This is a genomic window from Allorhizobium sp. DMC15 (assembly GCF_056314065.1).
This window is the reverse complement of sequence record NZ_JBQUZB010000003.1, coordinates 48,222-64,991: the sequence shown is the minus strand read 5'-3', so window position 1 is coordinate 64,991 and position 16,770 is coordinate 48,222. Positions and strand designations below refer to the sequence as shown.

Annotated in this window: 18 protein-coding genes and 1 tRNA gene; 10 read left to right on the top strand and 9 right to left on the bottom strand. The window is 63.6% G+C overall.

Translation table 11 applies throughout. The features are described 5' to 3' along the window. Positions 1-69: 69 nt before the first annotated feature. Entirely contained in the window at positions 70-1,077 is a 1,008-nt protein-coding gene (locus ACT53S_RS14555; protein ID WP_476067529.1) for an alpha/beta hydrolase, read from the top strand. Here the strand turns inward: ACT53S_RS14555 and ilvA are convergent. Beyond that, complete coding sequence (ilvA, locus tag ACT53S_RS14550) at positions 1,070-2,284, bottom strand: threonine ammonia-lyase (RefSeq protein ID WP_476067929.1); 1,215 nt, start codon at positions 2,282-2,284, stop codon at positions 1,070-1,072. The two genes, ACT53S_RS14555 and ilvA, sit on opposite strands and share 8 nt — an antisense overlap. A 134-nt stretch (positions 2,285-2,418) precedes the next feature. Between ilvA and ACT53S_RS14545 the strand changes: the two genes are divergently transcribed. Beyond that, positions 2,419-3,873, top strand: a complete 1,455-nt coding sequence (locus tag ACT53S_RS14545; RefSeq protein ID WP_142069360.1) for a TrkH family potassium uptake protein — start codon at positions 2,419-2,421, stop codon at positions 3,871-3,873. 147 nt (positions 3,874-4,020) lie between these two features. Continuing rightward, the gene (locus ACT53S_RS14540; protein WP_476067528.1) at positions 4,021-4,653 is read left to right on the top strand and encodes a hypothetical protein; all 633 of its coding nucleotides are present in this window, start codon (positions 4,021-4,023) and stop codon (positions 4,651-4,653) included. 9 nt (positions 4,654-4,662) lie between these two features. On the opposite strand, the gene ACT53S_RS14535 is transcribed toward ACT53S_RS14540, so the two are convergent. After that, positions 4,663-4,748 (bottom strand) — tRNA-Leu (locus ACT53S_RS14535). A gap of 262 nt (positions 4,749-5,010) precedes the next feature. On the opposite strand from ACT53S_RS14535, the gene ACT53S_RS14530 reads away from it, so the two are divergent. Beyond that, positions 5,011-5,271, top strand: a complete 261-nt coding sequence (locus ACT53S_RS14530) for a hypothetical protein (protein ID WP_476067527.1) — start codon at positions 5,011-5,013, stop codon at positions 5,269-5,271. A 27-nt stretch (positions 5,272-5,298) separates the two neighbouring features. Here the strand turns inward: ACT53S_RS14530 and ACT53S_RS14525 are convergent, their stop codons facing one another. Together ACT53S_RS14525 and wrbA are read right to left on the bottom strand one after the other, a co-directional pair. Beyond that, the gene (locus ACT53S_RS14525; RefSeq protein WP_113377326.1) at positions 5,299-5,562 is read right to left on the bottom strand and encodes a PilZ domain-containing protein; all 264 of its coding nucleotides are present in this window, start codon (positions 5,560-5,562) and stop codon (positions 5,299-5,301) included. A 151-nt stretch (positions 5,563-5,713) separates the two neighbouring features. Next, positions 5,714-6,310 (bottom strand): NAD(P)H:quinone oxidoreductase type IV, encoded by a 597-nt coding sequence (wrbA, locus tag ACT53S_RS14520; protein ID WP_142069362.1) that lies wholly within the window; start codon positions 6,308-6,310, stop codon positions 5,714-5,716. Positions 6,311-6,498: 188 nt separating this feature from the next. On the opposite strand from wrbA, the gene ACT53S_RS14515 reads away from it, so the two are divergent. The 5 genes from ACT53S_RS14515 to ACT53S_RS14495 all read left to right on the top strand — a co-directional run bounded on the left by ACT53S_RS14515 (position 6,499) and on the right by ACT53S_RS14495 (position 11,289). Continuing rightward, entirely contained in the window at positions 6,499-7,284 is a 786-nt protein-coding gene (locus ACT53S_RS14515; RefSeq protein WP_476067526.1) for a competence/damage-inducible protein A, read from the top strand. Positions 7,285-7,396: 112 nt separating this feature from the next. Next, on the top strand, positions 7,397-8,239 hold the full coding sequence (locus ACT53S_RS14510; protein WP_142069366.1) for a universal stress protein: 843 nt from the start codon (positions 7,397-7,399) through the stop codon (positions 8,237-8,239). Between the two features lie 219 nt (positions 8,240-8,458). After that, positions 8,459-8,956, top strand: coding sequence for a xanthine phosphoribosyltransferase (gpt, locus tag ACT53S_RS14505; protein ID WP_110793217.1), 498 nt, complete (start codon positions 8,459-8,461; stop codon positions 8,954-8,956). A 189-nt stretch (positions 8,957-9,145) separates the two neighbouring features. Beyond that, on the top strand, positions 9,146-9,586 hold the full coding sequence (locus ACT53S_RS14500; protein ID WP_113377322.1) for a DUF2231 domain-containing protein: 441 nt from the start codon (positions 9,146-9,148) through the stop codon (positions 9,584-9,586). Then, positions 9,583-11,289, top strand: coding sequence for a PQQ-dependent sugar dehydrogenase (locus ACT53S_RS14495; protein ID WP_476067525.1), 1,707 nt, complete (start codon positions 9,583-9,585; stop codon positions 11,287-11,289). Before ACT53S_RS14500 ends, ACT53S_RS14495 begins: the two co-directional genes overlap by 4 nt. 74 nt (positions 11,290-11,363) lie before the next feature. On the opposite strand, the gene ACT53S_RS14490 is transcribed toward ACT53S_RS14495, so the two are convergent. The 3 genes from ACT53S_RS14490 to ACT53S_RS14480 all read right to left on the bottom strand — a co-directional run bounded on the left by ACT53S_RS14490 (position 11,364) and on the right by ACT53S_RS14480 (position 12,505). Beyond that, entirely contained in the window at positions 11,364-11,897 is a 534-nt protein-coding gene (locus ACT53S_RS14490; RefSeq protein ID WP_476067524.1) for an SRPBCC family protein, read from the bottom strand. A gap of 2 nt (positions 11,898-11,899) precedes the next feature. Continuing rightward, positions 11,900-12,265, bottom strand: coding sequence for a metalloregulator ArsR/SmtB family transcription factor (locus ACT53S_RS14485; RefSeq protein ID WP_113377637.1), 366 nt, complete (start codon positions 12,263-12,265; stop codon positions 11,900-11,902). Between the two features lie 75 nt (positions 12,266-12,340). Continuing rightward, complete coding sequence (locus ACT53S_RS14480) at positions 12,341-12,505, bottom strand: hypothetical protein (RefSeq protein WP_476067523.1); 165 nt, start codon at positions 12,503-12,505, stop codon at positions 12,341-12,343. A 133-nt stretch (positions 12,506-12,638) separates the two neighbouring features. On the opposite strand from ACT53S_RS14480, the gene ACT53S_RS14475 reads away from it, so the two are divergent. After that, the gene (locus ACT53S_RS14475) at positions 12,639-13,463 is read left to right on the top strand and encodes a DUF1206 domain-containing protein (RefSeq protein WP_476067522.1); all 825 of its coding nucleotides are present in this window, start codon (positions 12,639-12,641) and stop codon (positions 13,461-13,463) included. Between the two features lie 34 nt (positions 13,464-13,497). Here ACT53S_RS14475 and ACT53S_RS14470 read toward each other — a convergent pair whose 3' ends face one another. Continuing rightward, positions 13,498-14,127, bottom strand: coding sequence for an NAD(P)H-binding protein (locus ACT53S_RS14470; RefSeq protein WP_476067521.1), 630 nt, complete (start codon positions 14,125-14,127; stop codon positions 13,498-13,500). A gap of 160 nt (positions 14,128-14,287) precedes the next feature. Next, positions 14,288-16,195, bottom strand: a complete 1,908-nt coding sequence (locus tag ACT53S_RS14465) for a methyl-accepting chemotaxis protein (protein WP_476067520.1) — start codon at positions 16,193-16,195, stop codon at positions 14,288-14,290. Positions 16,196-16,770: the final 575 nt, after the last annotated feature.

Sequence of the window (16,770 nt, the reverse complement as noted above, 5' to 3'; positions counted from 1 at the left end):
ACGACTTCCACGCCGCCGATCACCTGCTAAGCTCTCTCGGGGGATAGAGGGATCGGGGGAACCTTCAAGATGCGGATCGCCATGGGACTGTTGCTCGCCTTCGTCATCGTTGCCGCCATCATCTTGGCGACCATCCACCGCCGGCCGCCCGATCTCGCTCTCGAGCGGGGAAAAGGACTGCCTCGCGACGTAAGCCTCGCGTCTCTCGAAACCTTCCTGCAAGCCACGGAATCACGGGCCGGCCGCATACGCGAGGGACTGGCAAAGCAGATCGTGTGGGCCGACCCTGCCGGGCCTTCCAAGACGGCGATCTCGCTTGTCTATGTGCATGGCTTTTCGGCCTCGCCGGCTGAAATCCGCCCCCTCCCCGACAAGGTGGCAGAAGCATTCGGTGCCAACCTTTTCTTCACACGTCTTGCAGGCCACGGCCTCGAAGATCCCGATGCCTTGGGACACGCGACGCTTGGTGACTGGATTGCCGATCTCGAAGAGGCGATCGCGATCGGTCGCCTGCTTGGCGATCGGGTCGTGGTGATCGCCACATCGACGGGCGCGTCGCTCACCACATGGGCCCTCGGGCGCCCGGGACTTGCGGACGGAATTGCCGCTGCAGTGCTGGTCTCCCCCAATTACGGTGTCCAGGCCTCCGGCAGTTTCCTGCTCACCGGCCCCTTTGCGGCAGAGATCGCCCATATGGTGATCGGCGCCCGGCGCGGCTTCGAGCCGGTCAATGCGCTGAACGCACACAACTGGACGACAGACTATCCTGTCGAGGCGCTGATTCCGATGGCGCAGGCCGTGCGGCTTGCCAGCTTCACCCCGGTGGAACAGATCAAAACCCCGGCCTTGTTCGTCTATTCGCCGCGCGACCTCGTCGTGCGCCCGGACTTGACCGATGCCGTCTTGGGTCGCTGGGGTGGGCCGCATGCGCGTTTCGATCCGGGCGAAACGGGCGACGCCAACAACCATGTGATCGCTGGCGATACCTATTCGCCCGGCACGACCGCGGCGGTGGCAGCCGAGATCGTTGCCTGGCTCGACCGGCAAGGCATCGCCAGGTCGGCGCAGGTCAGATGATCAGATTGGCGAGGATCTCGTTGTCGGTGATGTCCTCGAAACCGAGGCCTGCCGTTTCGAAACGGGCGAACAGGCCGGCGAAATTGTCGCGATGGCCCGTCTCGATGCCGATCAGGATCGAGCCGAAATTGCGGGCCGACTTCTTCAGATATTCGAAGCGGGCGATATCGTCTTCCGGGCCAAGCAGGTTGAGGAAGTCCCGGAGCGCACCGGGGCGCTGCGGCAGGCGGAGGATGAAGTATTTCTTCAAGCCCGAATGACGCATGGCGCGCTCCTTGACGTCCGGCAGGCGATCGAAGTCGAAATTGCCGCCGGACACCACCGCCACAATGGTCTTCCCGGCGATCTCGTCGCGCGGAATGAGATCAAGCGCCGCCAGCGACAGAGCGCCCGCGGGCTCCAGCACGACGCCCTCGACATTCAGCATCTCGGTCATGGTCACGCAGATCGCATTTTCCGGCACGATCGTGACCTGCTCCGGGCGGAAATGCTTGAGGGCTGCGAAATTGTGGTCGCCGATGCGGGCGACGGCCGCTCCGTCGACGAAGTTGTCGACCTTGGCGAGCGTCACGACTTCTCCCGCTTCCAGGCTCCGGCGCAGGCTCGGCGCGCCTGCAGGCTCGCAGAAAACCATGGCGCCCGCGGGAAGCCGCTTGGCCAGATAGCCGGTCACGCCCGACGACAAGCCGCCGCCGCCAACCGGCATCACCACGAGATCCGGCGTTACCCCGTCGGGCAATTGCTGCACGATCTCGGCAGCAACGGTTGCCTGTCCCTCGATGATATCAGGGTGATCGAAGGGCGGCACCATGTAACCGCCGATCGCCTCGACATGGTCGCGCGCGGCCTGGTAGCACTGATCGAAGATGTCGCCGACGAGGCGAATGGTGATGAACTCGCCGCCGAAGGTGCGGGTCTTGTCGATCTTCTGCTGCGGCGTCGTCACCGGCATGAAGACCACGCCCTGCACGCCGAAATGGCGGCAGACATAGGCAAAACCCTGGGCGTGGTTGCCCGCCGAGGCGCAGACGAAGGTGGTATCGGCAGGGCTGTCGGCGACAATCTTGCGCAGGAAGTTGAAGGCACCGCGGATCTTGTAGGAGCGTACCGGCGTCAGGTCCTCGCGCTTGAGATAGACGTCGGCCCCATAGCGCGCGCTCAGGTGATCGTTGTGCTGCAGAGGGGTTTCGGCAAAGAGCCCCCGCATGGCCTCCAGCGCGTCATCGACTTCCTTGGGCGTCACCGCGTCCCTCCGTTGAATTTTGGACTGCGTCCCGCTATGGCATAGACACCGGGCAGAGACAAAGTTTCTTTGCACTGCCAAACAACGGAAGACATTCCTTGAACGCCAACCTGTTCCGTTCCGTCGTCTATATCGCCGCGCTTTGCGGCCTCTACCTGTCGACGGCCATGCTGATTCCCGCCATGGTGGATCTGTATTACGGCTCCGACGACTGGTCGGTTTTCACAGTCTCCGCAGCACTCGTCGGCGGTCTGTCGCTGACGGCCGCCATGGCCACGCGCGGACCGCCGCCGGCCTTCACCAAACGCATGGGCTTCCTGCTGGTCAACGTGTTGTGGGCGGTGTTTTCCGTCGTCGGTGCCATCCCGCTCTACTTCTCGAACCTCGACCTGACCTTCGCCCAGGCACTGTTCGAAGCCATCTCCGGCATCACCACGACCGGCTCCACCGTCATTTCCGGCCTCGATACGATGTCGCGCGGCATCCTGATGTGGCGCGGCCTGCTCGCCTGGCTCGGCGGCATCGGCATCGTCGCGCTCGGCCTCTTCGTCCTGCCGTTCCTGCGTGTCGGCGGCGTCTCCTTCTTCAAGATGGAATCCTCCGATATCGGCGACAAACCCTTCGCGCGGATCGCAACCTTCACCCGGGCGTTCATGGCGGTCTACGTCGCCATCACGTTTGCCTGCATCGTGGCCTATGACGTCGCCGGCATGAGCCATTTCGACGCCATCGTGCATGCCTTCTCCACCGTCGCCACGGCCGGTTTCGGCAACCATGACAACTCCTTCGCCTATTTCGACAGCCTGACGATCCTGTGGATCTCGACCTTCTTCATGACGCTGTGCAGCCTTCCCTTCTCGATCCTCATCGTGCTGGTGGTGAAGGGCCGGCTGGACGCGCTGCGCGATCCGCAGATCCTCGTGTTCCTCGGCTATATCGTCGCCTTTGCGCTCGCCGCCGGCCTTTACAACCATCTGCGCAACGGCATCGCCCTGCCCGTCGCGCTTACCCACTCCTTCTTCAATTTTTCGTCGATCCTGTCGACGACCGGCTTTGCCAGCGAAGACTACACGCTCTGGGGACCTTTTGCCGTCGCCGCCGCCTTCTTTGCCACCTTCATGGGCGGCTGCTCGGGATCGACCGCCGGCGGCATCAAGGCCTATCGCTTCGTCATCCTCTTCAACATCATCGTCAGCGGTCTGAAGCGGCTGATCTACCCGAACGCCGTTTATTCCGTCCGCTACGGCAACCAGATCGTCGATGCGGACACCCAGCGCGCCGTGTTCCTCTTCTTCAGCGCCTATGTCTTCATCTGGGCCATCGGGTCGATGGCCATGGCGCTCGCCGGTTATGAATTCGCCACCGCAACCTCCTCGGTCATTACGGCGCTGTCCAACGTCGGCCCCGGCATCGGTCCGCTGATCGGCCCGGTCGGCAATTTCGCCATGATGCATGACCCGGAACTGCTGATCCTGTCTCTCGCCATGCTGCTCGGGCGTCTCGAGGTCCTGACCATGCTGGTGTTGTTGGTGCCGATCTTCTGGAAGTCCTGAGACCGTCGACGGATCCTTTGCGTGCCCAAGCCGCCGGTTCTGCTCACGGACTTGAGCGGAAGCGTGCGGTCTGGCGACGGGATGCTTGACGGCAGGGAGCGGATCTTTCCACACTCGCGACAAAGCCGGAAGGAGGACGAGAATCACATGGCTAGCATGTTCCGCGCAGGCCGCAGCCTGCTCATTTGTCTCCGGCAGGCCCTGCTGGCCGGTGTCCTTCTCTCGGCCGTGTCCGGCCCGACCGCTTCAAGCCTTCACGCCGGGCCCCTCCTCGACGCCGCGGCCGAAGCCGAGCGCAAGGCCGCGGCCGGAGATGCGGCCGGGGCCTTCGAGGCGATCCATGCCGGCATGGCCCGCTTCACGGCGAACCTGCCGCTCTCGGTGCCGCGCGCGCTCTTCGTGACGGAAACGCCGACGGCTTACCGCGCCTACACGGCGCGGAAGGAACCGATCTTCGAAGCCGGCGAGCCGCTTCTCGCCTATGTCGAGTTGCTCGGCCTGCAATGGACGACGGTCGAGGGCGACCGCCACCAGGCGCATTTCACCGTCGATCTCGAACTCTCGGACGACAAGGGCAAGACGCTCGCCCTGCAGAAGGAATTCGGCAACTTCACCTTCACCGCCCATTCGCCGGCACAGGAGGTCTACACCCACCTCACCCTCGACGTGGCCGGTGCGGCCCCCGGCACCTATGTCCTGCGCTACACGATCAACGACATCGCCGCCGAGCGCTCGGTGCCCTTCGAACTGCCGTTTACGCTGGTGGAGAAAAAGACCTGATCGACAGGTTGGTGCGGACGGCGGGGATCGAACCCGCATGACCTGAGGCCGAGAGATTTTAAGTCTCTTGCGTCTACCAGTTTCGCCACGTCCGCGTGCGAACCTTTTCCGGATTTTATCGCCAAAAGACAAGCCCTTGATCGAAGGCTTTTTGACAGCCGGCCAGCGTGGGAGGCCTGTCGCGGGATGGCATTCGCCCGACCTCACGCACCCTTTCCGACGTGGGATGAGGAGCGGCGACAAGCGTCGAAACCGGAATCGGCCATGAGACCATTTTTGGCTCCATCCGCAAATGCGGGTGTCAATTACCCGCATATATGAATATATACCCATCATATTTTAGAGGACTTGAGCCAAATGACGATGGCGCGATCGGTTGCCTATATCGGTGACGCAGGATTGTTCCTGATTCTCAGCATCCGGGCATCCGCAGACTACCTGCTGGGCCATGAAACCGTGGGGGCTGCCAGCCATTGGCTGGGGGATCTTTATCAGTCGGCGGCCCACGCGCTGGGAGACCATCGGATCCTCATCCAGTCTGTCGCCATCGTCGTGCTGATCACGATGTCGCTCGGCGGGCATTTTTCCATGGACAGGGACGCGAAACGCCGCCGCTGATCCGACAGACCGGACAGAGGTCCTGGATCAGCCCTTCTCACCTTCCACGAATTCCACACCCAGTTCCCGGGGCGAACGCCATTTGACAGCGCAATCATGCGCCGTACCGTCCTGGAAACGCAGGCGGAACCGGGCCGGAATGTCGGCCGTGTTCTCAAAGACCACCTTCGCACCGATGGGCGAGAGGTTGCGCACCATGCAGTCGAATGTGGAGTAACCGCCGGCCACGACCGCGCGGCCAGCCTTCAATGCCCGCAACCGGGGTTGGCGCCGCCGCTCCGTCTGTTGCATGATCTCATCCTCAGTCTCTTGAATGCTCAATGACCGCAGAATCGCATGGTGGACTGAACGAGCGCTGAAATCGAAGGATCGGATTTTAACGGTCGCAGCAAAAAGGGCGAAGCCGAAGCTCCGCCCTCTCGTGACATCCGTTGGCCGGAGATCAGGCCAGCTTGGCAGCGAGCTTTGCCACATGGGCGCCCTGGTAACGGGCGGCTTCCAGTTCGATTTCGGACGGCTGGCGCGAGCCGTCGCCGTCGGTGATGGTCGAGGCGCCGTAAGGCGAGCCGCCCTTGACCTGCTCGACACCCATCTGGCCCTGGAAAGCATAAGGCAGGCCGGCATAGACCATGCCGTGGTGCAGGAAGGTCGGGATGAAGCCGAGGATGGTCGATTCCTGGCCGCCGTGCTGGGTCGCGGTCGAGGTGAACATCGAGCCGAGCTTGCCGGTCAGCTTGCCCTGGGCCCAGAGGCCGCCGGTCTGATCCCAGAAATTGCGCATCTGCGAGGCAACGGTGCCGTAACGCGTGCCGGCGCCGACGATGATGGCGTCATACTGATCGAGTTCGTTCGGGCTTGCGATTTCGGCCTTCTGGTCGACCTTGTAATAGGATGCCTTGGCGACATCTTCCGGAACCAGTTCCGGAACGCGCTTGACGGTGACCTCGGCGCCAGCCGACTTTGCGCCTTCCGCAACGGCATAGGCCATCGTCTCGATGTGACCGTAAGCCGAATAATAGAGAACCAGTACCTTCGCCATGTCGTATCTCCCTTTGGACGTGCGGCCCCGCCGCGTGATGGATGTGCCACATTTAGCGCATTCCCTTCATTCGACCAGTCACACGCGCACGAACGCACTGTTCAATCAAAGATGCCCTTTACTTCTCTTCGCAGACACAAAACGGTAACCTCCCGGTACCCTGCCTGCCCATTCCATAGGATGCATTCATGACTTCCACGATCAAGACCGCCGCCATGCTCGCCATCGGCGACGAACTTCTGTCCGGACGGACAAAGGACAAGAACATCGGCCATCTCGCCGATCTGCTGACAGTGGCCGGCATCGATCTCAAGGAAGTGCGCATCGTTGCCGACGAGGAAGATGCGATCGTCGAAGCCCTGAACGCGCTCCGGACAAAATACACCTATGTCTTCACCTCCGGCGGCATTGGCCCGACCCATGACGACATCACGGCGGATGCCGTCTCGAAAGCCTTCGGCGTCGCCTGCCTGCATGATCCGGCGGCGATGAAGCTGCTTGCCGACATGTATGCCGGGCGGGGGCTGGAATTCACCGAAGCGCGTCAGCGCATGGCGCGCATGCCCGAGGGAAGCCGTCACATCCCCAACCCGGTCTCGACCGCGCCCGGCTTCATCATCGGCAATGTGCATGTGATGGCCGGAGTGCCGCAGGTGTTCCAGGCGATGCTCGCCCATGTCGTGGCATCGCTCCCTGCTGGACAGCGCGTCCTGTCGCGGTCCATCGCCTGCCCCTTCGGCGAAGGGGATATCGGAACCGCCCTCGGCGTCATCCAGAAGGCGCATCCGCAAACCTCCATCGGCTCCTATCCGCATTTTGACGGCATCCGTTTTTCCACCGAACTGATCGTGCGCGCCCGCGTCCAGGGCCTGCTGGATGCCGCCGCTGCGGATGTCGAGGCAATGATCGAGGCGATCCGGGCAGAAAAAGACGCAGCGGCGACGCGCGACCTTGGTACAGGCGAGGTTGCCTGACCCCTCGCTGCTTGCCGGGCGCGGCTTGACTGAGGTCAAGGCGGAACCGCGCGATGGAACCCATAGTTTACCTCGCGCGGACGCGATTTAAGGGCCGCAAGAGGAGACGATCATGGGTTACCGGACAGTTCTTGCCGTATTGGACACACCGAAAAACACCCGCCAGGTCACCGATTTCGCGGTGGCGCTGGCCAATCAGTTTCAGGGTCACGTGATCGGCGCTCACGCTGAAGCGGTCGCCATGGTGCCGCTGGTGGCGCCGATGGAAATCCCGGATCCGGTGACGGTGCAGGCGCTGCAGGACATGGCGCATCGGGAAACGGAAGCCGTCGAGACACTGTTCCTCGATGCGGCGCGGCGCGAGGGAATCTCCCATGAATGGCGCAGCTTCGTTACGTCCTCGGGCTTCAATTCTGCGGCGCTGATCGACAGCGCACGCTGCGCCGATCTGGTTGTCGCGGCGCAGGGCGAGACGGGTATGCTCTCCGAAAGCCGCTCCGAACTGGAAAGTTTCCTCTTTGAAAGCGGACGCCCGGTGCTGCTCATCCCGCATATCCTCACCGCGCCGAAACCGATCCGCCGGGTCCTGATTGCCTGGAACGGATCCCGCGAGGCAGCACGCGCCACTTTCGATGCCATGCCGTTCCTGAAGGCCGCCGAAGAGGTCGAGATCTTTACCGTCGATGCCACGGACACTGCCGCGCAGTCGGCCGACATGGCCGGAGTCGAGATCGCTGCCACGCTGTCTCGCCACGGCATCAAGGTCTCCGTCACCAGCCAGCAGAAGAGCGGCCTTGATCCTGCCATCGCCATCGAAAACCGCCTGTCCGACAGTTCCATCGACCTTCTGGTCATGGGTGCCTACGGCAACAAGCGGTGGTGGGAAATGTTGTTTGGCGGCGTCACCCGCACCCTGCTCGACTCGATGACGGCACTGACGCTGCTCTCGCGATAAGGCATTGCTTGCGGCCCGGGTTCCAAGCCCTTGCCAGAGGCTCGGGATTCCCGCTATGAGCAAGGTCAAAGACTGGGGTCTGTAAAGACCAGGTTTCGCGCGGTTCAGCCGCGCGAAACGCGTTTAGGGCAGGCCTTGAGGCAAGCCGGCGACGCGGATCCCGGTCACAAGCGCCGAAGCGGCGCGGATCGAAACACCAAAGCCACCGGAGCCCTCCGCATGTCTCTTCCCGATAAAGCCTTTCCCGTCTCCTGGGATCAGTTCCACCGCGACGCCCGGGCGCTCGCCTGGCGTCTCGCCGGCATGAACCAGGAGTTCCGTGCGATCGTCTGCATCACCCGTGGCGGGCTCGTGCCGGCGGCCATCATCTCCCGCGAACTCAACATCCGCTTGATCGAAACGGTCTGCATCGCCTCCTACCACGACTACGTGAACCAGGGCGACATGAACGTCTTGAAGGGCGTGACCGCGGACCTCCTGACCAATGGCGGCGAAGGCGTCCTCGTCGTCGACGACCTGACCGACACCGGCAAGACCGCGCTCGAAGTGCGCGAAATGATGCCCAAGGCCCATTTCGCCTGCGTCTACGCCAAGCCGAAGGGCGTCCCCACCATCGATACCTTCGTCACCGAAGTGTCCCAGGACACCTGGATCTACTTCCCGTGGGACATGGGCTTCACCTACCAGGAGCCGATCGCCAAGGGTTCCAAGGGCTGAGCGACGCACGGTCGACACCAGAATATTTGAAGGCCGCCTTCTGGGCGGCCTTTTTCGTTTCGGACGCATGCGGTTTCGGTCCGCCGCAATCGAGCAGGAACCCGCAGGCGCTTCTTTTGCCGGGGAACAAAACACCACCGCCAGCCGTATCCCAAGCATGTCCCACCTCCAGACAGGCTGAGATCCCCAATGGCTGCTTTGCAATCCCCGCCCGCTCCGTCGAATGCCTATCCGTTCTCGGCACTCTTCGTCCCCTTCCCGTTCGTCTGCTTCACCCTGACGCTCGTCACCGACATCCTCTACTGGCGAACCTCCCATCTGATGTGGAGCAACTTCTCCGACTGGCTGCTGTTCTTCGGCCTGGTCATGGGGGCGCTCGCCTTGATTGCCGGGTTGATCGACCTTGTCCGCCCCGCCACCCGGGCGCTGCGTCCCTCGCTTGCTGCGGTGCTCGCCTTTGTGGGCGTCCTGCTTCTGGCGCTCCTCAACAGCTTCATTCACGCCGGTGACGGCTGGACGGCCATCGTCCCGGCCGGGCTGATCGCCTCGGCAGTCACCCTGCTCGCAATGATCACCAGCGTCTACCTGAATGCCGGCACCCGCACCGCCAATGCCTGGAGGATCCCATGACCCCGTTTTCGACCCGCAAGCCCCTTCGCGCGGCGGCCCTCGCCTCCTCCGCCCTGCTGGCCATCGCCCTTGCCGGCTGCAGCGACAGCGAGGACAACTTCGACATCTCCAGCCAGATCGGACCGGACCCGGTGCTGCCGGACCCCAGCCAGAGCCTCCTGCCCGACCTCAAGGTCGCCCCCGTCGTCGGCTGGGGCGAAGACGAAACGCCAACGGTCGCGGAGGGCTTCACCGTGACCGCCTATGCCCGCGATCTTTCGAACCCCCGCACGTTGCATACGCTGCCGAACGGCGACGTGCTCGTCGTGCAGAGCAAGGCACCGCCCGGCAAACCGGTCGAACGGCCCAAGGACGTCATTCGCGGCTTCATCATGAGCATCGCGTCGGGCGGCGGCGGTGAGGCGAAGCCCACCAACCTGATCACGCTGTTGCGTGACACCGACCGCGACGGGACGGTCGACGAACGCCACGACCTTCTCAAGGACTTGAACTCCCCCTTCGGCCTCGCCTTTGCCGACGACACGCTCTATGTCGCGGCCGCCGATGCCGTGCTCGCCTATGACTATACGCTCGGCCAGAACGAAATCACCATGCCGCCACGTGTCGTGACGCCCCTCCCGGGCGGTCCGATCAACCATCACTGGACGAAAGATCTGGCGCTCAGCCCCGACGGCCGTTTCCTCTACGCCTCGGTCGGCTCCAACTCCAATGCCGGCGAACGAGGCCTCGAAGCCGAAAAGGGGCGCGCCGCGATCTGGCAGATCGACCGCGAAAGCGGCGCCTCGCGCGTCTATGCGTCCGGCCTGCGCAATCCGAACGGGCTCACGTTCAACCCGGAGAGCGGGGCGCTGTGGACCGTCGTCAACGAGCGCGACGAACTCGGGCCGAACCTCGTGCCCGACTACATGACCTCGGTGAAGGACCGCGCCTTCTACGGTTGGCCCTGGAGCTATTATGGCCAGCATGTCGACCCGCGCCTGCATCCGCCGCGCCCCGACATGGTCGCGCAGGCGATCAAGCCGGACTATGCCCTCTCAAGCCACGTCGCGGCGCTGGGCCTCACCTTCTCCTACGGCATGGGCATGCCGGGTCCTTATGCCAACGGCGCCTTTGTCGGCAATCGCGGCAGTTGGAACCGGGATCATTTCAACGGGTACAAGGTGCTCTTCGTGCCCTTCGAGAACGGCAAACCTTCCGGACCGCCCAAGGACATCCTGACCGGCTTCCTGAATGGTGAGGAGGAGGCCCGCGGACGACCGGTCGGCCTCGGCTTCGACGGCACGGGCGCGCTGCTCGTGGCAGACGATGCCGGCAACACGGTCTGGCGTGTCTCCGCCGATGGCGCCACCCCGCCGGCTGAGCCTGTTGCTACCGACCAGATGCCTCAGGGCTCGCCGGCCGCCACGGCCCTGCAGGGTGCTGCACCGGATGGGGGCACGGCGGGGGCGGCGGACGCTGCCACACCGGCAACCGACTCTGCGGCTCCGTCTCCTGAAGCCGGCGCTCCCGATGCGACTGCCCCGGCCGAAGATCCGGCCGTCGCCCCAACCCCGGCCCCACCGGTCGATCCGGGCAATGGCACACTCGCGCCGCCGTCCACCACGCCGTCGCAGACCGACGTGCCGGCGACCAGTCCTGAAGGCGCCGTCGAGGATGCTCAGCCGACGCCGCCCACAGCTCCAGCCCCTCCGGCCCAGCCGTAAAGACCGCGCTCTTCAGAGGAGACAACGAGGCCTCCCCGTCGCCGGGGAGGCTTCGCGCATCAGAGGGTCCGCCTTCAGCCCTGCAGCCGCTTGTCGTACTCGCCCTTGAGCTTCAACCAACCGTCCCAGAACGGCGCCGTCCGTCCACCGGCGATCCGTGCGACGAGGATGTCGAGATGCATGTGCCATCCGGCCCCGACCATCAGCAGGTTGGCGCGGTCGGAGATGCGCCTGTGGGTGACGGTCAGCAGCACCTCGTCGCCTTCGGGCCGGAGTTCGAAGCAGACCTCGCCACTCTCGCCCCAGGTGAAGACGAGCCGCTTGTCCTTCTGCACCTCGAGCACGCGGCTCTTCATGCGCATTTCCTCGCCGAACCCATCCGGCCGCAGTCCGGGCGGCTCGGTCAGCTCGTCATTGCGCCAGACCAATTCGAAGGCAGATCCCGCTTTCTGGTCCATGGCGCCCGAAGCCAGCCATTGCCGGCGCAGATCGCTGTCGGTCAGATAGCCCCAGATCCGCGAGGCGGGACCCGGCAACAGGCGCTCGATCACCAGCGTGTGCGGCTCGGCCAGTCGGCCATAGGCATTCACATCCAGTCTTTCCGTCATCGTCACTCTCCGTCCTTGTCGTCGTTTCGGGAAGGTGCGGCGTCCTGCGCGCGCAGGATCCGCTCGAGGACATCCAGCCGGCCGGTCCAGAAGTGCTCGTAGGCGCTCAGCCACTGGTGGGCGCCGGCCAGCGGCCCCGGCTCCAGCCGGCAGAGATGGGTGCGTCCCCTCACCTCACGCCGGATCAGTCCGGCATTTTCCAATACCTTCACATGCTTGGACGCCGCCGCCAGCGACATGGCAAAGGGTTCAGCCAGTTCGCCGACGCTGCGCTCCCCTTCGGAAAGGACAGCCAGCATGCGACGACGGGTCTGGTCGCCCAGCGCGTGAAAGATCGTGTCGAGGGGATGTTCGCGTAATTCAACCATGTGGTTGAACATGCGCCAGCACGAACGGATTGTCAACCATTTGGTTGAACGTGAGCTGCGGTCAGAAGACGGCTCTCAAATGAAGAGAAGACCGGCGAGAACAAGGATGATGAAAACGCCGCCGAGCACGAGCGACCAGGCGGAAAGGACAAAGCCGGGCTTGGCGCCCCTGTCTGACTGCGCGGAATAGTCCGTCCGCTGTTGCGGCACGCCGCCGCCCTCATCCGGTTCCTTCGCCATGCCCAGTCCTCTTGTGGTTACCTTCGACGGTAACCCTCCCGTCCGCCAAGGGTTCCCCTGTTCTTCTGCACTCGATCAGACGGAACCCCGCCCCTCCTCCTCCGTTTCCTTCCGCAGACAAGGAGAGGCTTTCATGAACACGCGATCGAAATTCCAGTTGTTGGCCCGGGCCGGATATGGCGCGCGCGGCATTGTTTTCCTGATGGTGGCGGGGCTGGCGCTCTTCTCCAGTTTTGCCGGCGGCAAGGCGGATACGACGTCGGCGCTTGAAACCATCCTGCAGCAGCCTTTCGGCCGGGTCTGGATTGCCCTGATCGGGATCGGTCTCGCCGGCTTCGTTGCCTGGCGTCTCGCCCAGTCGCTCGCCAATGCCGACGGGCAGGATGACGACATGAAGGGTTATGCGATCCGCGCCGCGCTCTTTGGCAGTGCGGTCACCTATGCCGGTCTTGCGCTCACAAGCCTCGGCATGGCCTTCCAGATGTCGGGCGGCGGCTCTGCCGGCGAAGAAGGCCTCGCCGCCTGGGTGATGGCCCAGCCGTTCGGGCGCTATCTCGCCGGCATCATCGGCATCGGCTTCGTCATCGGTGGGGTTATCACGGCGATGAAGGGGATCAAGCGCAAGTTCGGCCGCTATCTCGACCTCGATGCGGAGAAGAATTCGCCGGCCGTGCTGGTGTCCATCTATGGGCTCGTTGCCCGGGGTGCCGTCTTCGCCATCATCGGCGTCTTCTTCCTCTACGCCGCCTTTACCGTCGATCCGCAGCAAGCGGGGGGCATGGCCGATGCGCTGGCCTGGGTGCACGAACTACCGTTTGGCGGCATCATCTACGCGATCGTCGCGCTCGGCCTCGCCGCCTTCGGGATCTACAATTTCGTCGAGGCACGCTACCGGCGGATCAGCACGCCGGCCGTGCATGATATGACCCGCCAGTTGCCGCTCGGGCGTTTCAACTGAGGCCGCGACCGACCGGTGGCGCGGACAGGCCTGCTTAGAGCAAGTCCTGAGAGGCCACGACGGTCAGACCGGGCTTGGCCGAACAGGCGGCTTCCAGCATGGCCCGGGCAATCGCCTCCGGTGGATTGGCCCGGGCAGAGCGCGGCAGTACCGGTTTCAACAGCGAAAGCAACCTGCCCGCCCACAATTCGAGCGGGCGCGGTTCTTCCCTTGCCCCATCGATCAAACCCGGGCGCACCAGCACGGTGCTCTCATAACCGAGGGCAGCGATATCGCGCTCCGTTTCGCCCTTGACCCTGCTGTAGAAGAAGACCGAGCTGACATCTGCTCCTTTTGCCGAGTTGAGAACAAAGGTGCGCGCGCCGTTCGCCCTGGCCAGCCGTGCGATATCCAGCACATAGTCGTGGTCAACCTGCCGGAACCGTTCGCGCGATCCCGCCTGCTTCAACGTCGTGCCGAGGGCGCAGATGACGGCATCCACAGCCCAGATCGACGGATCCTGCGGTAGCGCGCTGAAGTCCACCATCGGGGCCGCCAGCCGGGGTCGTTCGGGAAGCGGTCGCCGGCTCGGTGCGATCACAGCGGTCACGCGCGGATCAGCGAGTGCCAGTTCCAGGACATGGCGGCCGACCAAACCGGTCGCTCCCAACAACAAGAGTTTCATGATCGCTCGCCTCCTCAATCATACGATGCGGTTCACGCTCGCCATCCGGCAAACGACGGCCGATCTCGCGTCATACTGCCCCTTTCGCCACGCAAACGAAAGAAGCGCCGCATCACTGCGGCGCTTCTCTTTTCGGTATTTATCGAATTAGCTGAGAAGCTCAGGCGGCCGTGCGGTAATTCGAGGAACCGGTTTGGCCTGCCTCCAGCTGGAAGCGGGCGAGCTGCGCCTGCAACTGGCGGGCTTCGCCAGCCAGAACCTGGCTCGCTGCCGTTGTTTCTTCCACCATGGCTGCGTTCTGCTGGGTCATCTGGTCCATGTGGTTGACCGACGTGTTGATCTCGCCGAGTGCGGCCGACTGTTCTTCCGCCGCACGGGCAATCGTCACGACATGGTCGTTGACGCGGTTGACCAGGTCCTCGATCTCGCGCAGTGCATCGCCGGTCGACAGGACCAGCGAGACGCCGCCCTTCACCTCTTCGGCCGAGGTGTTGATGAGCGTCTTGATTTCCTTCGCCGCATTGGCGGAACGCTGGGCCAGTTCGCGAACTTCCTGGGCGACGACGGCGAAACCACGACCGGCCTCACCGGCTCGGGCAGCTTCAACGCCAGCGTTCAGCGCGAGCAGGTTGGTCTGGAAGGCGATCTCGTCGATGACGGAGATGATCTGGCTGATCTTGCTGGACGACTGCTCGATCCGGCCCATGGCGTCGATGGCGTTGCGGACGATATCGCCCGACTTGCCGGCGCTTTCCTTGGTCTCGCGGACCATGTGCGACGCTTCGTTGGCACGCTGGGTCGAGGTCTTGACCGTGGTGGTGATCTCCTCCAGCGCCGCTGCGGTCTCTTCGAGCGAGGCGGCCTGCTGTTCGGTGCGGCGGGCGAGCTGGTTGGCGGCTGACGAAAGCTCGCCGGAGTTCCCGGTGATCGTGCCGGCAGCCGTCAGGATGTTCTGCATCGTCTGGCGCAGCACGGCCATGGTCTGATTGACGTTGCCCTGGAGTTCGGCAAAGGCGCCCTGGAACTGGCCCTGCATCTCATGGGTGAGATCGGCATCGGCAAGGGCCGCAATCACGCGACGGACTTCGGTAATGCCGCGATCGACATTCTCCACCAGTTCGTTGACCGATCCGGCGAAGCGCTGCAGGTCGGCATCGTCATAGGCCTTGGAGATGCGCTGCGAGAAATCGCCGGCGGCAGCGGCGGCAACGATGACGCTGATCGAGGACTGCAGGTCCTTGCTCTGCGCCGTCAGCGCGGCCTCCTGGGCTTCCATGGCACGCATGTGTTCTTCGTTGATGCGGAAGACTTCGAGCGCACGGGCCATCTCGCCGATCTCGTCCTTTCGCTCCGTGCCCTGGATGCTGTCGGGGCGGCGACCGGCGGCCATGTCGGACATCACGGCCGTCAGGCTGCGGATCGGGTTGACGATGCCCCGGCGCGCAAGCACGAAGCTCACGGCGACGCCGGCGATGATGCAGACGGCTGCCGTTACGATCTGGACCAGCATGGTGAAGCTCGAGGCAGCCAGCGCGTTGTCACGCGAGGCCGTGAGCGTGGTGGCCGAAAGCGTCGAATACTCCTTCACCGCCGAGGTCACCACCTTCTGGGCGTCGAGCGCCTTGGCGAGCTCGGCCTTCATCACGGCCGGGTCCTTGCCGGCATCGGAGCCGGCAACCGCGACCATTTCGCGGATCTGGGTGAAATAGGCGTCGAGCGTGCCCTTGATCTTGTCGAGCAGCTGGCTCTCAGTCGCATTGGCGGTCGAGGCGATCTTTGGCAGACGCGCCAGCATCTCCGCGGAACGCTTGTCGGTTTCGGCCGCGAAATCCGCCGCCTTTTCGGGGGCCAGCGCCAGCTGATAGGTCATGCGGGAAATGGCGATGATGTCGACACGAAGGTCCATCGCCTCGCGGGCGACCTCCTCGCGGGCACCGGTGTCCTTCAGTGCAGCTCCCAGCGAGGACAGGCCCTGGGCACCGACGGCGGCGATGGCGGCGGCAGCCACACCCATCAGAACGACGACGAGGCTCACCTTCTTCAAAATGGATAGATTGGCGATCGACATGAACGAGACTCCACACGACCCGCCATCCTGGCAGGCGGCCTTCGCGGCCGGGCATGGAGTTCATTCCACACAAATCATGCGCTAAATTAGGAAGCACAAGTTTCAAATTCGTTGCGATTACCCTCTGAAATAAGAGGATTTGCTGCATCGCACTGTGACATCCCCCACGGCCCGATCACAGGCCGCGACAGATGTAATGCATTCCCGGTATTGCCACCGTCATCCCCAGCTTTTACGGCCCCGATTCCCGGTCGTTTTGCCTGTGGACGGCGCATCCGGACACTATGGCTAGTGTGCCACCACCGGACAGAAAAATATTCGTGACGGAAGCTTGACACGCGAGACGCCCTGCGTCGTCGGCGATGGCCATGTCGGAAAGGCGAGACATTCCCGTGACTTCGGCCTTTTGCCCGTTATCCACAACAGCCCACCACAACATATAGCGTTAACATTTCCTTCACGGACCACCCCTTGACGGAATCAGTCACGTCGATGTTAATGGATCCTGTTGCGGCGGCGACTGGACCGGGCATTAACGAGGCCGGGTTTCATCAAACATTGTAGCGGCTTTCTTC

Coding starts and splice junctions, on each gene's coding strand:
- ACT53S_RS14555 (WP_476067529.1), top strand. CDS start 70: ATGCGGATCGCCATGGGACTGTTGCTCGCCTTCGTCATCGTTGCCGCC.
- ilvA (WP_476067929.1), bottom strand. CDS start 2,284: ATGCGGGGGCTCTTTGCCGAAACCCCTCTGCAGCACAACGATCACCTG.
- ACT53S_RS14540 (WP_476067528.1), top strand. CDS start 4,021: ATGGCTAGCATGTTCCGCGCAGGCCGCAGCCTGCTCATTTGTCTCCGG.
- ACT53S_RS14530 (WP_476067527.1), top strand. CDS start 5,011: ATGACGATGGCGCGATCGGTTGCCTATATCGGTGACGCAGGATTGTTC.
- ACT53S_RS14525 (WP_113377326.1), bottom strand. CDS start 5,562: ATGCAACAGACGGAGCGGCGGCGCCAACCCCGGTTGCGGGCATTGAAG.
- wrbA (WP_142069362.1), bottom strand. CDS start 6,310: ATGGCGAAGGTACTGGTTCTCTATTATTCGGCTTACGGTCACATCGAG.
- ACT53S_RS14515 (WP_476067526.1), top strand. CDS start 6,499: ATGACTTCCACGATCAAGACCGCCGCCATGCTCGCCATCGGCGACGAA.
- ACT53S_RS14510 (WP_142069366.1), top strand. CDS start 7,397: ATGGGTTACCGGACAGTTCTTGCCGTATTGGACACACCGAAAAACACC.
- gpt (WP_110793217.1), top strand. CDS start 8,459: ATGTCTCTTCCCGATAAAGCCTTTCCCGTCTCCTGGGATCAGTTCCAC.
- ACT53S_RS14500 (WP_113377322.1), top strand. CDS start 9,146: ATGGCTGCTTTGCAATCCCCGCCCGCTCCGTCGAATGCCTATCCGTTC.
- ACT53S_RS14495 (WP_476067525.1), top strand. CDS start 9,583: ATGACCCCGTTTTCGACCCGCAAGCCCCTTCGCGCGGCGGCCCTCGCC.
- ACT53S_RS14490 (WP_476067524.1), bottom strand. CDS start 11,897: ATGACGGAAAGACTGGATGTGAATGCCTATGGCCGACTGGCCGAGCCG.
- ACT53S_RS14485 (WP_113377637.1), bottom strand. CDS start 12,265: ATGGTTGAATTACGCGAACATCCCCTCGACACGATCTTTCACGCGCTG.
- ACT53S_RS14480 (WP_476067523.1), bottom strand. CDS start 12,505: ATGGCGAAGGAACCGGATGAGGGCGGCGGCGTGCCGCAACAGCGGACG.
- ACT53S_RS14475 (WP_476067522.1), top strand. CDS start 12,639: ATGAACACGCGATCGAAATTCCAGTTGTTGGCCCGGGCCGGATATGGC.
- ACT53S_RS14470 (WP_476067521.1), bottom strand. CDS start 14,127: ATGAAACTCTTGTTGTTGGGAGCGACCGGTTTGGTCGGCCGCCATGTC.
- ACT53S_RS14465 (WP_476067520.1), bottom strand. CDS start 16,195: ATGTCGATCGCCAATCTATCCATTTTGAAGAAGGTGAGCCTCGTCGTC.